We start from the raw sequence: 14,756 nt of genomic DNA, 5'->3' as shown, positions 1-14,756 counted from the left end.
GGGGGTAGCTCGGGGGACAACTAGTGGGGCGTGGAGTGCCGGAACTCGTACTGGAATTGAACGGAAGGACCTGGACCCTCGATCCGTCCAGGTCGTACACCCTGGGGCGGGATCCCCAGGGTGATGTGGTCATCGACGACGCCCGGGTGTCGTGGCGGCACGCCACGATCAGCTGGAGCGGCCGCGGTTGGGTCATCGAGGACCACGGCAGCACCAACGGCACGTATGTGCAGGGCCGGCGGATCCACCAGCTGGAGCTCGGCCCCGGCTCCGCGCTGCACCTCGGCAACGCCACCGACGGCCCGCGGCTGAGCCTGTCCGGTGCCGAGGCCGGCGCGTACAGCGCGCAGGGAGCCGCCCCGCAGCAGGCCGCCCAGGCCCAGCCGGCGCAGCAGGCACCCGCGCAGCAGGGCTGGGCTCCGCAGCAGGCGCCCCGGCCCCAGGCCGCCGAGCAGCAGTGGCAGCAGCCCGCCGCCCAGGTGCCCCACCAGCAGGGCCCGCGCGACCACTACGTCCAGAAGACGCCCGGCGGTGCCGCGGGGGCCCCGCCGGTCCACGGGGACCGCAGCCCCACCACGTTCCACCAGCTGTCCCTGGGCCGCGTGATGCGCATCGGCCGTGCGCTGGAGAGCGACCTGGTCGTCTCCGACCTCCAGGTCTCGCGTCACCACGCCGAGTTCCACGCGACGCCCGACGGACGTTTCGAGATCCGCGACCTCGGCTCGCACAACGGCACGTACGTCAACGGTCAGCCGCTCGCCAAGTCCGGCACCGCGCTCATCGGCCCGAACGACACCGTCGGCGTCGGTCACTCGACGTTCCGCCTCGTCGGCGACCGCCTCGAGGAGTTCGTCGACACCGGTGAGGTCTCCTTCTCCGCCCGCCACCTCACCGTCACGGTCGACGGCGGCAAGCAGATCCTCAAGGACGTCTCCTTCGGCGTCCCGGAGAAGTCGCTCATCGCGGTCATCGGCCCCTCCGGCTCCGGAAAGTCGACCCTGCTCAAGGCACTGACGGGCTACCGTCCGGCCAACCAGGGCGATGTGCTCTACGACAACCGGAACCTGTACAAGCAGTTCGCCGAGCTGCGCCAGCGCATCGGTCTGGTCCCGCAGGACGACATCCTGCACAAGGAGCTGACCGTCAACAAGGCCCTCAAGTACGCGGCCAAGCTGCGTTTCCCGGCGGACACCACGGCCGCCGAGCGCGAGGCCCGCATCGACGAGGTGCTGCGCGAGCTCAAGCTCGACATCCACAAGGACAAGAAGGTCACCTCCCTCTCCGGCGGTCAGCGCAAGCGCGTCTCCGTCGCCCTGGAGCTGCTGACCAAGCCGTCGCTGATCTTCCTGGACGAGCCGACCTCCGGCCTCGACCCGGGCATGGACCGCGACGTCATGCAGCTGCTGCGCGGCCTCGCCGACGACGGCCGCACCGTCCTCGTCGTCACGCACTCCGTGGCCGAGCTGGCGATCTGCGACAAGCTGCTGGTGATGGCGCCCGGTGGCTCCGTGGCCTACTTCGGCCCGCCGGAGGAGGCGCTCAACTTCTTCGGCTACGAGACCTGGGCCGATGTGTTCTCCGCCTTCGAGAACTACCGCGACTACGACTGGGCGGGCCGCTGGAAGGGCTCGCAGCACTACCAGATGTACGCGGCGGACATCGACGCCGTCGCCCCGCAGTCGGTGCACATGCCGCCGCCGCAGGCGATCAGACCGCCGAAGCCGCAGGGCTGGTTCTCCCAGCTCGGCACGCTGGTCCGGCGCTATGTCTCGGTGATCGTCTCCGACCGGGGCTTCCTCGCGCTGATGGTGGTCCTGCCCGCCGTCCTCGGCGCGGTGAGCCTGCTGATCGACCCGGACAAGGGCCTGCTGCCCAACGGCGTCAACCCGCAGAGCGGCAGGGTCATCCCGAACGGCACGGCCACGACCGTGCTGCTGATCCTCGCGGTCGGTGCCTGCTTCGCCGGCGCGGCCAACTCGGTCCGCGAGCTGATCAAGGAACGGGTGATCTACGAGCGGGAGCGCGCGACCGGTCTGTCACGCTCCGCGTACCTGATGTCCAAGGTGATCGTCCTCGGCATGATCACGGTCTTCCAGGGCGCGCTGGTCGGCGTCATCGGGTTCTCCAGCCGGGAGATCCCCGAGGAGGGCCTGGTCCTCGGCTCGGCCACACTGCTGGAGCTCTCGCTGCCGATCATGGCGCTCGGCTTCACCTCGATGATGTTCGGCCTGATCATCTCGGCGCTGGTGAAGACCGCCGAGAAGACCATGCCGCTGCTCGTGATGTTCGCGATCGTCCAGGTCGTCTTCACCGGCTGCCTGTTCATCCTGAACGGCACGGTCGGCGTGAACGAGTTCTCGTACCTGATGCCGTCCCGCTGGGCGGTCGCCGCGGCCGGCGCGACGCTGGACTTCAACAAGATCAGCCCGAACCAGGACGACCCCGGCAACACCGATCCGCTCTGGGATCACGAGGTCGGCGCCTGGGGCATGGACATGGCCGCCCTGCTGGCGCTCGGTGCCCTGTGCGGCTTCTTCGTGGCCCGCTTCCTGCGCCGCCACGAGCCGGAGGTCATGCGCAAGTAGCGGTCCCCCGCCTGGGCGCGGAACGGACGACGCCGGAGGGCGGCACCCGCACGGGGTGCCGCCCTCCGGCGCATGTGTGTGCTGCTCGCCGCGTCCGTCAGTAGGCGCTGTTGACGTTGTCGATCGTGCCGTAGCGGTCGGCCGCGTAGTTGCAGGCCGCGACGATGTTGGCGACCGGGTCGTACTGGTCCTTGGCGGTGCCGGGGACGTGGTACGCGTCGAAGGTCGGCTTGATGACCTGCAGCAGGCCCTTCGACGGGACGCCGTTGATGGCGTTGATGTCCCAGTTGTTGATCGCGCGCGGGTTGCCGCTGGACTCACGCATCACGTTCTTGTGGATGCCGTGGTAGGTGCCCGGGATGTTGTGCTTCTTCATGATGTCCAGGGCCTCGCGGATCCAGCCGTCCAGGTTGTTCGCGTAGACGGGCTTGCGGGCGGCGGCGCGGCTGGCGGCCTGCTCGACGGCGCGCTTCTTGGCGGCGGCCTCGGCCTTGGCGGCGGCGACGGCCTTGGCCTTCGCCTGGGCGGCGGCCCGGGCCTGGGCGGCGGCCTTGGCGTTCGCGGCGGCCTGGGCCTTCGCCTGGGCGGCGGCCTTCGCCTGGGCGGCGGCCTTCGCCTGGGCGGCGGTGAAGGCGTTCTGCTCGGCGATGCTGGTCTGCAGCGCGGTGGCCTTCGCGGTGTCGACGGTGGTGGACCAGGCGACCTCGGAGGCCGGCGCGGCCTGCGTCTCGGTACCGGCGACGGCGTTGCCCGGGACGAGCGAGAACGCGAGGGCGGAGGCGCCAACGGCGGCCACACCGGCAATCGAGAACTTGTGGGTCTTGGACATACGGCGGAAGCCGGGGGTGCGGGACGCGGACATGCGAGACGTACCTCTTCGAATAGCGGGTGTCGCTTCGGCCGGTGCGGCGCAGCGCCTGCTCGGCGGCGACGGACGCAATTCTTAGCGGCAGCAAAATCCTGTGGCAAAGGTGTGACATACGATCCCGGGTAGTGGACGCGGAAGCCCCAAAATCGGACAAGTCACTCACCTTGGCCTGCTCACATGTCCTTTATGTATCCACTAGCGCGCTTCGTAAGTGATGTGGGTCCTATGTGCGGGCTCACATCGCGCCGTCCTCGCGCTCACCTTCCGTTGCTCCCGCAATGCACTCAGTGAGTGTCCTGGTCCGGAAGGATGAGATGGACGTCGCCGAACTCGTGCCAGAGGTAGAGACGCCGTAGCGCCTCCGTGTAGCTCCTGGTCAGCGCCTCACGCCCGGCGATCGCCGCGAGCATCAGCAGATGCGAGGCCGCCGGCTCGTGCAGGCCCGTCAGCAGGCCCTCCACCACGCGCACCCCCCGCGCGGGCGTGACGACCAGATCCGTCCAGCCCGCCGCGGCGCGGACCGTCCCGTCCGGACCGGTCGCCGACTCCAGCGCCCGCACCGCCGTCGTCCCGACCGCGACGATCCGCCCGCCGCCACCGGCCCGGTGGCGCGCCCGGGCCGCGTTCACCAGCCACGCCGTGGCCGCCGGCACCTCGAACCGCTCCGGGTAGGGCGGCTCGTGGGCCTCGGTCGAGGCCACCCCCGTGTGCAGCGTGACCGGCGCGAACTGCACCCCGCGCCGTACCAGCTCCGCCACCAGCGGCTCCGTGAAGGGCCGTGCCGCGCTCGGCATCTCCGCCGAGCCCGCCCCGTCCGGCGCGGGCAGCGCGAACACCGTCTGATACGCGGCGAGCGGCTGGTCCCGCTCGGTGTACCCGTACCGGATCGGCCGCCCGTACCGCGCCATCAGCGCGGGCACGTCCACCGACACCGTGGCCCACCACAGCCGGGGCGAGCCCTCCACCAGCGGCTCGCGCGGCACGAGCAGCCCACCCCCGGGGAGCCGTATCCGCGCACCCGCCGGGCCTCCCGCCCGGGGCAGGGTGCTGCCCGCCCCGTCCGGGGAACGCAGCTCCACGGCCCACCGCCCGCCCCCCGGCCCGGGGTGCTCCTCCTCCCCGCGCGTCGAGAAGTGGACGACCAGCCGCTCGCCGCCCAGCCGCGCGTTCACGGCCGCCGGCAGGGTCGCGGAGGTGTTCACCACCAGCACGTCCCCGGCCCGCAGCAGCCCGGGCAGCTCACGGAACGCGTGGTGCGTCACGGCCGCACCGCGCGACACCATCAGCCGGACGTCGTCCCGCCCCGCCCCGCGCTCCTCCGCCGGGACGCGCGCCGACAGCCCGTCCGGCACCCGCAGGGCCTCCAGCACGCTCATCGCCCGGCCACCAGCGCCGCCGCGGCGTACCGCCCGCTCGCCGGCCGCTCGTCCAGGAGCCGCAGGAACCCCGGCACCACCTCCTCGGGCGCCGGCCTCGGGTCGTCGTCGTCCGGCACCGCCGCCGCGTACAGATCCGTGCGCATGTCGCCCGGGTCCACCGCCCACACCCGCAGCTCCGGCTCCTCGACCGCCAGCACCGCCGCCAGCCGGTCGAGCGCCGCCTTCGACGCCCCGTAGCCGCCCCAGGTCTCGTACGCCCCGGTCGCCGCGTCCGACGACACCGCGACCACCGCGCCCGGCACACCGGCCCGCAGCAGCGGCAGCGCCTCCTGCACCAGACCCAGCGCCGCCACCACGTTGGTCTCCAGAGCCGCTCGCAGCCCCTCCACCGGCAGCTCCGCCAGCCGCACCAGCGGCTCGGCGCCCAGTGCGCTGGCGTTGCTCACGAGCAGATCGAGGGAGCCGCCCAGCCCACGGGCTGCGGACACCAGCTCGGCCCGGTGCCGCGCGTCGGTGACGTCGCCCGGTACGGCCCTCACCCGTGTCCCGTGCCGGCGCAGCTCCTCCGCCGACGCCTCCAGGACCCGCGCCGACCGCGCGTCCAGGACCAGGTCCCAGCCGCGCCGCGCGAGCGCGGCCCCCAGCGCGTGACCGAGCCCCTTCGAAGCCCCCGTGATGATCGCGACAGGCATGTCGTCCGTCCCCTCTTGCTCACCGTGCGGTGCCGTTTGCCGACGGGACCCAGGCTGGCTCGGCGCCGGGGCCCGCCGCCTCGTCCCCGCGGCCGTACCGCGCAGGGCACTTCGACCTAGTCCCCGGGACCGGGTCCACAGCCGTCCACAGGCCGATACGCACCGTCACGGCACCCCGGTACGGTGATCCCATGAGCCATCGACCGAGCTCCGGCCTTGCCGCCGTCAGCACCGCGCTGCTTGCGATGAGCAGGCATCTCGAGGTCCGCGACGTCCTCAAGACGATCGTGGCCTCGGCCCGGGAGCTGCTCGACGCGGAGTACGCGGCGCTCGGCGTGCCCGACGACCACGGAGGCTTCGCCCAGTTCGTCGTCGACGGCGTCAGCGACGAGCAGTGGCGGGCGATCGGCCCGCTCCCGCGCCAGCACGGCATCCTGGCCGCGATGCTGAGGGACGCGAGGACCGAGCGGCTCGCGGACGTCCGGCAGGACCCGCGCTTCGAGGGCTGGCCCTCCGCCCACCCCGACATGGCGGACTTCCTCGGGCTGCCCATCAAGGACGGCGACGAGACGATCGGCGCGCTGTTCCTCGCCAACAAGCGGTGCCCCAAGCCCGACGGGGGCTGCGGCTTCACCGAGGCCGACGAGGAACTGCTGTCGATCCTCGCCCAGCACGCCGCCATCGCCCTCACCAACGCCCGGCTGTACGAGCGCAGCCGCGAGCTCACCATCGCCGAGGAGCGCTCGCGCCTCGCGCACGAGCTGCACGACGCCGTCAGCCAGAAGCTGTTCTCGCTCCGGCTGACCGCACAGGCCGCCGCCCGCCTCGTGGACCGCGACCCGGCCCGGGCCAAGGGCGAGCTCCAGCAGGTGGCCGTGCTCGCCGCCGAGGCCGCCGACGAACTGCGCGCCGCGGTCGTCGAACTGCGTCCCGCCGCTCTGGACGAGGACGGCCTGGTCAACACGCTCCGCACCCAGATCCAGGTCCTCGACCGCGCCCACAGCGCGCGCGTCACCTTCGACAGCTGCGGGGTCCGCGCGCTGCCGGCCGCCCAGGAGGAGGCCCTGCTGCGGGTCGCCCAGGAGGCCCTGCACAACGCACTGCGGCACTCCGGCGCCCCGCGGGTCGCGGTCAGCCTGGCCCGCCGGGGCCCGGGTGCGGTGCTCAGCGTCACCGACGACGGCAGGGGCTTCGAGCCCGAAGCGGTCCGCAGGGCCGGCCGCCACCTCGGCCTGGTCTCCATGCGCGACCGGGCGAGCGGTGTGGGCGGAAGACTCACGGTGGAATCGGCGCCCGGCAAGGGCACCACGGTCGAGATGGAGGTCCCCGGTGGCTGAGCGGGTGGGCGGAGGCGGGGAGCACCCCGCCGGCGGGGCGTTGCCGGGAGACGGGCGGGCGATCCGCGTGCTGCTCGTGGACGACCACCAGGTGGTCCGCCGCGGTCTGCGCACCTTCCTCGAGGTGCAGGACGACATCGAGGTCGTCGGCGAGGCGGGGGACGGGGACGAGGGGGTCGCCCGTGCCGAGGAACTGCGGCCCGACGTCGTGCTGATGGACGTACGGATGCCCGGCACCGACGGCATCGAGGCGCTCCGCAAGCTGCGCGCCCTCGACAACACGGCGAAGGTGCTCGTCGTCACGAGCTTCACCGAGCAGCGCACGGTCGTGCCCGCGCTGCGCGCCGGCGCCTCCGGCTACGTGTACAAGGACGTCGACCCCGACGCGCTCGCCGCGGCGATCCGCTCCGTTCACGCGGGCCACGTGCTGCTCCAGCCGGAGGTGGCGGGAGCGCTCCTCGCCCAGGACGAGCCGGGCGGCGGGCAGGGGAGGGGCACGTCGCTCACCGAGCGGGAGCGCGAGGTGCTCGGGCTGATCGCCGACGGCCGCTCCAACCGGGAGATCGCCCGGGCGCTCGTCCTCTCGGAGAAGACGGTGAAGACCCATGTGTCGAACATCCTGATGAAGCTCGACCTGGCGGACCGCACCCAGGCGGCGCTCTGGGCCGTGCGGCACGGGCTCTCGGGCTGAGTCCCGGGCTGCTCGGAACGTTTCGGCAGGTCATCGGGAGGGCGAAGCGGACCGGTTCCCTCCGGTGTGAGATTCATACCGTCGTGTGTATGTCGCCCACACGGCGTATCCCGTACGGGGCCCGGGCGTTCTCCAGGGTGAGCTGCGGCGGTCCCGCCGCGGTGACGCCTAGGAGGATCCTGAAGTGAAGAACCTGAAGAAGGCCCTCGCCGTCTCCATGGTCGCCGGCGGAATCGTCGCCGCCGGTGCCGGTGTCGCGTCCGCCACCAGCGCGCACGCGGACGGCCACGCCACGCACTCCCCGGGCGTCGGCTCCGGCAACCTGATTCAGGCGCCGATCCACGTCCCGGTCAACGCCGTCGGCAACACGGTCAACGTCATCGGCGCCCTGAACCCGGCCTTCGGCAACGCGGGCATCAACGGCTGAACGAGCCGCCCGGCCTTCCCACGGCCCAGCGACAGCCAGCGGACCCCGGCCCATGCCCGGGGTCCGCTGGCGTGCCGGGCCGCGTTCCGGCGTGCCGGGCCGGGCGGTGCCACCCCGTCGTGCGTCTCCTGCCCGCGCGCCCGTCGTGGGCGATCCGCGCCCCGTCAGAGACCCGCCCGGCGCTCCCGGTCCTCCACGTACGCGTTGTACGCCGCGACCTGCGCGCGCCGCGCCACGCGCTCCACCGGCCGGAGCGCCGCTCCCCGCGCCGCCATCTCCGACGCGCTCATCGCCCCGCCGTGCCCGTTCTCGTACGCCAGGGACAGCAGGAGCCCGATCCGCTGGGCCAGCTCCAGGACACGCACCGCGCGCGACGGGTACCCGGGCGCGAGCACGTCGCGGGCCCCCCTCGCCTCCGCCCGTGCCCGGTACGCGTCGAGCGCGGCCTCGGCCACCGGCCCCGAGGCCGCCACGTCCAGCCGCGACAGCACCTCCGTCGCCTCCCGCAGCCCCTCAGCGAGTTCGCGCTCCGCCTCCCCGAGGGAGGGGACGTCCGCGGGCGGCGCCTCCCGCACCGGCAGACAGTGCCAGACCACCTCGACGTGCACGTCGCCGTCCGGGCCCGCCTCGTACACCTCGGGCACCAGGCCGTAGGCGGCGCCGTGGCAGACGACCGCCTCCTCCGCGTCCAGCGCCCGCGCATTGAACTCCGGCGGTCCGCTCAGCCCCAGCGGATGCCCCGGCGCGGGCAGCGCCACCCGGAACCCCCGCACCCCGGCGGCGCGCAGCCGGCCCAGTCCCAGTGTGAGTCCGACCGGCCCGTTCTCGCCGGGGAGTCCTTCCACGCGGTGCACCGCGTCGTCCCCGACAATCGCGGTCACTGCGTCATCGGGTGATACAAATCCGGCCAATAGGGCATTTCCCCAAGAGGCCAGGCGTCCTGAGCGTGGTTCCGAGAGCATGGACCCAGCCTAGGTACCGGACCCGGGGCAGGAGCACAGGACGGGTGGCGTAGGTTTACCTGGGGAGCCGCGCCCACAGGCGCGCAGGGCCCGAGACTCGACGACTGCATGGGGAGACAACGCGCTCATGAGCGATGTACTGGAGCTGGTGGACGTATCCGTGGTCCGCGACGGACGTGCTCTGGTGGACGACGTCTCCTGGTCGGTCAAGGAAGGCGAGCGCTGGGTGATCCTCGGCCCGAACGGCGCCGGCAAGACCACTCTCCTCAACATCGCCTCCAGCTACCTGTTCCCCACCACCGGCACCGCCACCGTCCTCGGCGACCGGCTCGGCAAGGTCGACGTCTTCGAGCTCCGCCCCCGCATCGGAGTGGCCGGCATCGCCATGGCCGAGAAGCTGCCCAAGCGCCAGACCGTCCTGCAGACCGTCCTCACCGCCGCCTACGGCATGACCGCCACCTGGCACGAGGACTACGACGCCGTCGACGAGCAGCGCGCCCGCGCCTTCCTCGACCGCCTCGGCATGTCCGAGTACCTGGACCGCAAGTTCGGCACCCTCTCCGAGGGCGAGCGCAAGCGCACCCTCATCGCCCGCGCGATGATGACCGACCCCGAACTGCTGCTCCTCGACGAGCCCGCCGCCGGCCTCGACCTCGGCGGCCGCGAGGACCTGGTCCGCCGCCTCGGCCGGCTCGCCCGCGACCCGTACGCGCCCTCCATGGTCATGGTGACCCACCATGTCGAGGAGATCGCACCGGGCTTCACCCACGTTCTGATGATCCGTCAGGGCAAGGTGCTCGCCGCGGGCCCGATGGAGACCGAGCTCACCTCCCGCAACCTCTCCCTCTGCTTCGGACTCCCGCTCGTGGTCGAGCGCAACGGCGAGCGCTGGACGGCCCAGGGCCTGCCGCTCTCCTGATCGCGCCCTGTCGGGGCGGCGTTCGCCGTCCTACGATGCCCCTGTGGACATCGACGCATGGGTGTGGTGGCTCGTCGCAGCGGTCGGTCTGGGTATCCCCCTCGTGATCACCGCCATGCCCGAACTCGGCATGCTCTCCGTCGGCGCGGTCGCCGGAGCCGTCACCGCGGGCCTCGGCTTCGGCGTGGTCGCGCAAGTGGTGGTGTTCGCCGCCGTCTCGGTCGCGCTCATCGCGGTCGTACGGCCCATCGCCGCACGCCACAGCGCCCAGCGCCCCCAACTCGCCACCGGGGTCGACGCCCTGAGAGGGCGTCAGGCCGTCGTGCTCGAACGGGTCGACGGCGACGGCGGCCGCATCAAGCTCGCGGGCGAGGTCTGGTCGGCGCGGGCCCTCGACGCCTCCCGGGTCTTCGAACCGGGGGAGCAGGTCGACGTGGTCGAGATCGACGGGGCGACGGCCGTGGTGATGTGACATACCGGGTGACGGTTCGTCATGATCATGTGACGGAACCTCACCCACGACCGGCCGCGGTCTGGGAAACTCGATCATCAGAGACTCATCCGGCAGCGAAGGGCACGGGAAGCACGATGCCATCGATCATCATCGTTCTGGTCATTCTGGTGGTGCTGGTCTTCATCGCCCTGATCAAGACGATCCAGGTCATCCCGCAGGCCAGTGCAGCCATCGTCGAACGGTTCGGCCGCTACACGCGCACGCTCAACGCCGGGCTGAACATCGTCGTCCCGTTCATCGACTCGATCCGCAACCGGATCGACCTCCGCGAACAGGTCGTCCCGTTCCCGCCCCAGCCGGTGATCACCCAGGACAACCTCGTCGTCAACATCGACACCGTCATCTACTACCAGGTGACCGACGCCCGCGCGGCGACGTACGAGGTGGCCAGCTACATCCAGGCCATCGAGCAGCTCACCGTCACCACACTGCGCAACATCATCGGCGGCATGGACCTCGAGCGCACCCTCACCTCCCGCGAGGAGATCAACGCCGCCCTCCGCGGCGTCCTCGACGAGGCCACCGGCAAGTGGGGCATCCGCGTCAACCGCGTCGAGCTCAAGGCCATCGAGCCCCCGACCTCCATCCAGGACTCGATGGAGAAGCAGATGCGCGCCGACCGTGACAAGCGCGCCGCCATCCTCACCGCCGAGGGCATCCGCCAGTCCCAGATCCTCACCGCCGAGGGCGAGAAGCAGTCCGCCATCCTCCGCGCCGAGGGCGAGGCCAAGGCAGCGGCCCTGCGCGCCGAGGGCGAGGCCCAGGCGATCCGCACGGTCTTCGAGTCCATCCACGCCGGCGACCCCGACCAGAAGCTGCTCTCCTACCAGTACCTCCAGATGCTCCCGAAGATCGCGGAGGGCGACGCCAACAAGCTCTGGATCGTGCCCAGCGAGATCGGCGACGCGCTCAAGGGCCTCTCCGGCGCCATCGGCAGCTTCGGCGGGCCCCTCTCCGGCAACGGCGGCAACAGCGGCGGCGGGAACGGCGTCCCCCGCCAGAGCGGCGGCGCGGAGCGACGCGAGCAGCCCCCGATCGACTGACACCCCGGCACGGTCGTGCATGATCGGTGCGGCCCCTCGACCTCGACGGCGGGGAGGCGACGCACTGATCATGTGAGGAGATGGCCTTGTCCATCTGGGAAGCGGTCGCGATCTTCGTGGCCGGCACGACCGCGGGCACGATCAACACGATCGTCGGCTCGGGAACCCTCATCACCTTCCCGGTCCTGCTGGCCACCGGGCTCCCGCCCGTCACCGCCACCGTGTCGAACGCCCTCGGCCTGATACCTGGATCGATCAGCGGAGCCATCGGCTACCGCGCCGAACTCACCGACCAGAAGCGCCGCGTCATCCGGCTCGGCATCGCCGCCCTCATCGGCGGACTCGCCGGAGCGATGCTCCTGCTCCTGCTGCCGCCGACGGCCTTCGAGACCATCGTCCCGGTCCTCGTGGCCCTCGCCCTCGTCCTCGTGGTCCTCCAGCCCCGGATCTCCGCCGCCGTCCAGCGCCGACGCGAACGCCGCGGCACCGGAGCGCCGCACCCCGACGGAGGCCCGCTGCTCTTCACCGCGCTGATGCTCGCCAGCGTCTACGGCGGCTACTTCACCGCCGCCCAGGGGATCGTGTACCTCTCCCTCATGGGCATGCTGCTCGACGACAGCCTGCAGCGGCTCAACGCCACGAAGAACGTGCTCGCCGCGATCGTCAACAGCGTGGCCGCGACGTTCTTCCTCTTCGTCGCCGACTTCGACTGGACAGCCGTCCTGCTCATCGCGGTCGGCTCCGCCATCGGCGGCCAGATCGGCGCCAAGATCGGCCGCCGGCTCTCACCCGTGGTGCTGAGGACGTTCATCGTGCTTGTCGGCACGGCCGCGATCGTCCAGCTCGTCCTGCGCTGACGGCACACGAAAGCCCGCCCCACGAGGAGGCGGGCATCCACGCACATCCGTGCCCCGGGCGGGACCACGGCGACGCGACGGCACTACGGGGCACCGCGCCGGTGCGAGCGACTTCAGGCCGCCGACCGCACCTCGGACTCCACACCGTGGCCGCCGTGCTGGCCGAGCCACTCCGGCAGCGCCGACCGCTCACCCGCCCGCAGCGCGAGCAGCATCGCGTCCGCCGGCGTCGGCACGAACGGCTCGTGCAGCAGCGGCATACCGGCCTGCTCCGGCGTACGGTCCGCCTTGCGGTGGTTGTCCTCCGCGCACGACGCGACCGTGTTCAGCCAGCTGTCCGCACCGCCCCGCGACCGCGGCACCACATGGTCCACGGTCGTCGCCCGCTTCCCGCAGTACGCGCACCGGTGCTGGTCCCGTACCAGCACACCCCGCCTCGACCACGGCGCCTGTCTTCGGAACGGCACCCGTACGTATCTGCAGAGCCTGATCACCCGCGGCACCGGGAGTTCCACCGCGGCCGCACGCACACGGAGCGCGGGGTGGGCCTGCTCGACGACGGCCTTGTCCTGCAGCACCAGCACCACCGCACGGTTGAGCGTCACCGTCGAAAGCGGCTCGAAGCTCGCATTCAGTACCAGCGTGTCCCGCATTGTGCCCCACCTCCCGTGTGCCGGCCCGGCCCCTGTGGCGGGCTCTGGGCTGGGATCAACTCTGGCCGGGCTCGCCGCGATGGACAACGCAATATCCGCGTACAACGAAAGATGCCCGCTCCTGATCTCTCCAAGACCAGGAGCGGGCAAACAACAGGCGAACGCCGGTGAAGCTAGCCGCGGTTCTCGTACTCGCCGATCAGCTGGGCACGCGCCAGCGTGTGGAACCGCAGATTGAAGCCCACGACCGCGGGCGACACGTCGTCACCGGGACCCAGTTTCCCGGAGTCCACCGCGTACACGGTGAACACATAGCGGTGCGGACCGTCACCGGGCGGCGGGGCGGCACCGCCGAAGTCCTTCGTCCCGTAGTCGTTGCGCACATGGATCGCGCCCTCGGGCAGACCCTCGAACTTCCCGCTCCCCGCACCCGCCGGCAGCTCGGTCACCGACGCGGGGATGTCGAAGAGCACCCAGTGCCAGAAGCCGCTGCCCGTCGGGGCGTCGGGGTCGAAGCACGTCACGGCGAAGCTCTTCGTCTCCGCCGGGAAGCCCTCCCACCGCAGCTGCGGGGACGTGTTGCCCGCCGAGTGGACCTGGGCGTCCCGCAGGACACCGCCGTCCTCCACGTCGGTACTCGTCACGGTGAACGACGGCACCTGCGGATGGAAGTCATGAGGCAGCGGAGCCCTCTTCGCCTCGGACACGTCTGAACCTCCGTAATCGGGAGTCCTGCGCTTACGCTCGCGCGCTTACGGCACCGAGCCTAGAGCCCTACAGCCAGTTACGACGCCCGCCGACCTCAGCGAGCCACTGGTTGAGGTAACCGGCGTAGTCCGTCCCCTGGAAGTTGTGCAGGTCCACCGTGAACGCCCGGTACGAGTCGCTGCCCTCGCTGAACAGACCCGGCTTCTTGTCCATCTCCAGCACGACGTCCATCTCGCGGTCGTCGGCGACGAAGGTGACCTCGACCTGGTTCAGCCCGCGGTACTGCTGCGGCGCGAAGAACTCGATCTCCTGGTAGAAGGGCAGCCGCTGGCGGGTCCCGCGGATGTGGCCGCGCTCCATGTCCGCGCTCTTGAAGCGGAAGCCCAGCTGGATGAAAGCGTCCAGGACGGCCTGCTGCGCCGGCAGCGGGTGCACGTTGATCGGGTCCAGGTCACCCGAGTCCACGGCGCGCGCGATCTCCAGCTCGGTCGTCACACCGATGTCCATACCGCGCAGCCGCTGGCCGGCGATCGTCGTGACCGGGGTCTCCCAGGGGATCTCCAGCCCGAACGGCACCACGTGCACGGCCCCGGCCTGCACCTCGAAGGCACCACCGAGACGCTGCTTGACGAACTCGATGTCCTGCTTGACCTCCTGGTCACCGCCCTCGACCTCGACGCGTGCCTGCAGACCGACGGAGAGCCCCTCGATCTGCTGGTTCACCGAACCGCCCTGGATGCGCACCTCGCCCTGGACGACGCCGCCCGGCACGACGTTGTCCTCGGTGAGCACCGTCTCGACCGACGCCCCGCCGGCCCCGAGGCTCGCGAGCAGCTTCTTGAAGCCCATGTTCCATCCCTCCTGTGTACTGACCTCTACATACGCGCGACGACGGTAGCCGGTTCCCCGGAGGGGACGAGTACCCTCGTACGGCATGATCGAGAGCCCCGACCGTACGCCGCTGCCCCGGGACTTCTTCGACCGGCCCGTCCTGGAGGTCGCACCCGATCTCCTCGGCCGGACGCTGGTGCGCCGGAGCGAGGACGGCCTCATCGAACTCCGGCTCACCGAGGTGGAGGCCTACGCGGGCCAGGCCGACCCGGGCTCCCACGCCTTCCGCG

General features: G+C 71.5%; 16 protein-coding genes (1 of these 16 cut by a window edge). 9 read left to right on the top strand and 7 right to left on the bottom strand.

The window, feature by feature from the left end; genetic code table 11:
• Positions 1-35 precede the first annotated feature (35 nt).
• Positions 36-2,585 carry an FHA domain-containing protein gene (locus tag QRN89_RS07305; RefSeq protein ID WP_290348530.1) on the top strand — a complete coding sequence of 850 codons (2,550 nt, stop codon included), beginning with the start codon at positions 36-38 and terminating at the stop codon, positions 2,583-2,585.
• Between the two features lie 97 nt (positions 2,586-2,682).
• Here QRN89_RS07305 and QRN89_RS07300 read toward each other — a convergent pair whose 3' ends face one another.
• The 3 genes from QRN89_RS07300 to QRN89_RS07290 all read right to left on the bottom strand — a co-directional run bounded on the left by QRN89_RS07300 (position 2,683) and on the right by QRN89_RS07290 (position 5,524).
• The gene (locus QRN89_RS07300; RefSeq protein WP_290348529.1) at positions 2,683-3,447 is read right to left on the bottom strand and encodes a transglycosylase SLT domain-containing protein; all 765 of its coding nucleotides are present in this window, start codon (positions 3,445-3,447) and stop codon (positions 2,683-2,685) included.
• A 290-nt stretch (positions 3,448-3,737) separates the two neighbouring features.
• Positions 3,738-4,829 carry an S-adenosylmethionine:tRNA ribosyltransferase-isomerase gene (locus QRN89_RS07295; RefSeq protein WP_290348528.1) on the bottom strand — a complete coding sequence of 364 codons (1,092 nt, stop codon included), beginning with the start codon at positions 4,827-4,829 and terminating at the stop codon, positions 3,738-3,740.
• The gene (locus tag QRN89_RS07290; RefSeq protein ID WP_290348527.1) at positions 4,826-5,524 is read right to left on the bottom strand and encodes an SDR family NAD(P)-dependent oxidoreductase; all 699 of its coding nucleotides are present in this window, start codon (positions 5,522-5,524) and stop codon (positions 4,826-4,828) included. The genes QRN89_RS07295 and QRN89_RS07290 overlap by 4 nt, the downstream gene beginning before the upstream one ends.
• 191 nt (positions 5,525-5,715) lie before the next feature.
• On the opposite strand from QRN89_RS07290, the gene QRN89_RS07285 reads away from it, so the two are divergent.
• From QRN89_RS07285 to QRN89_RS07275, 3 genes are all read left to right on the top strand, one after another.
• Positions 5,716-6,861, top strand: coding sequence for a GAF domain-containing sensor histidine kinase (locus tag QRN89_RS07285; protein WP_290348526.1), 1,146 nt, complete (start codon positions 5,716-5,718; stop codon positions 6,859-6,861).
• A gap of 40 nt (positions 6,862-6,901) precedes the next feature.
• Positions 6,902-7,552 (top strand): response regulator, encoded by a 651-nt coding sequence (locus QRN89_RS07280; RefSeq protein WP_290353608.1) that lies wholly within the window; start codon positions 6,902-6,904, stop codon positions 7,550-7,552.
• Between the two features lie 184 nt (positions 7,553-7,736).
• Positions 7,737-7,979 (top strand): chaplin, encoded by a 243-nt coding sequence (locus tag QRN89_RS07275; protein ID WP_290348525.1) that lies wholly within the window; start codon positions 7,737-7,739, stop codon positions 7,977-7,979.
• A 164-nt stretch (positions 7,980-8,143) separates the two neighbouring features.
• Here QRN89_RS07275 and QRN89_RS07270 read toward each other — a convergent pair whose 3' ends face one another.
• On the bottom strand, positions 8,144-8,941 hold the full coding sequence (locus tag QRN89_RS07270) for an Rv1486c family protein (protein WP_290348524.1): 798 nt from the start codon (positions 8,939-8,941) through the stop codon (positions 8,144-8,146).
• A gap of 127 nt (positions 8,942-9,068) precedes the next feature.
• Here QRN89_RS07270 and QRN89_RS07265 point away from each other — a divergent pair, with 127 nt between their 5' ends.
• The 4 genes from QRN89_RS07265 to QRN89_RS07250 all read left to right on the top strand — a co-directional run bounded on the left by QRN89_RS07265 (position 9,069) and on the right by QRN89_RS07250 (position 12,274).
• Positions 9,069-9,860: an ABC transporter ATP-binding protein gene (locus QRN89_RS07265; protein ID WP_290348523.1), complete on the top strand. Its 792-nt coding sequence runs from the start codon at positions 9,069-9,071 to the stop codon at positions 9,858-9,860.
• A gap of 43 nt (positions 9,861-9,903) precedes the next feature.
• Entirely contained in the window at positions 9,904-10,332 is a 429-nt protein-coding gene (locus QRN89_RS07260) for an NfeD family protein (RefSeq protein ID WP_290348522.1), read from the top strand.
• 116 nt (positions 10,333-10,448) lie between these two features.
• A complete protein-coding gene (locus tag QRN89_RS07255; RefSeq protein ID WP_290348521.1) occupies positions 10,449-11,417 on the top strand; it encodes an SPFH domain-containing protein in 969 nt (322 codons plus the stop codon).
• A gap of 80 nt (positions 11,418-11,497) precedes the next feature.
• Positions 11,498-12,274 carry a sulfite exporter TauE/SafE family protein gene (locus tag QRN89_RS07250; protein WP_290348520.1) on the top strand — a complete coding sequence of 259 codons (777 nt, stop codon included), beginning with the start codon at positions 11,498-11,500 and terminating at the stop codon, positions 12,272-12,274.
• A gap of 113 nt (positions 12,275-12,387) precedes the next feature.
• Here the strand turns inward: QRN89_RS07250 and QRN89_RS07245 are convergent, their stop codons facing one another.
• The 3 genes from QRN89_RS07245 to QRN89_RS07235 all read right to left on the bottom strand — a co-directional run bounded on the left by QRN89_RS07245 (position 12,388) and on the right by QRN89_RS07235 (position 14,484).
• A complete protein-coding gene (locus QRN89_RS07245) occupies positions 12,388-12,927 on the bottom strand; it encodes an HNH endonuclease (protein ID WP_290348519.1) in 540 nt (179 codons plus the stop codon).
• A 173-nt stretch (positions 12,928-13,100) separates the two neighbouring features.
• Positions 13,101-13,634, bottom strand: coding sequence for a YbhB/YbcL family Raf kinase inhibitor-like protein (locus tag QRN89_RS07240; protein WP_290348518.1), 534 nt, complete (start codon positions 13,632-13,634; stop codon positions 13,101-13,103).
• Between the two features lie 67 nt (positions 13,635-13,701).
• Entirely contained in the window at positions 13,702-14,484 is a 783-nt protein-coding gene (locus QRN89_RS07235; protein WP_290348517.1) for a sporulation protein, read from the bottom strand.
• An 85-nt stretch (positions 14,485-14,569) separates the two neighbouring features.
• On the opposite strand from QRN89_RS07235, the gene QRN89_RS07230 reads away from it, so the two are divergent.
• On the top strand, positions 14,570-14,756 hold the 5' portion of the coding sequence (locus QRN89_RS07230; RefSeq protein WP_290348516.1) for a DNA-3-methyladenine glycosylase. The gene runs 464 nt beyond the window's last position; only the first 187 of its 651 coding nucleotides appear in the window; the start codon lies at positions 14,570-14,572; its stop codon lies off the right edge, out of view.

The organism is Streptomyces sp. HUAS CB01 (assembly GCF_030406905.1).
Classification (GTDB): domain Bacteria; phylum Actinomycetota; class Actinomycetes; order Streptomycetales; family Streptomycetaceae; genus Streptomyces; species Streptomyces chengbuensis.
The sequence above is the reverse complement of the archived record's forward strand: the minus strand, read 5'-3'. Positions and strand labels throughout refer to the sequence as shown.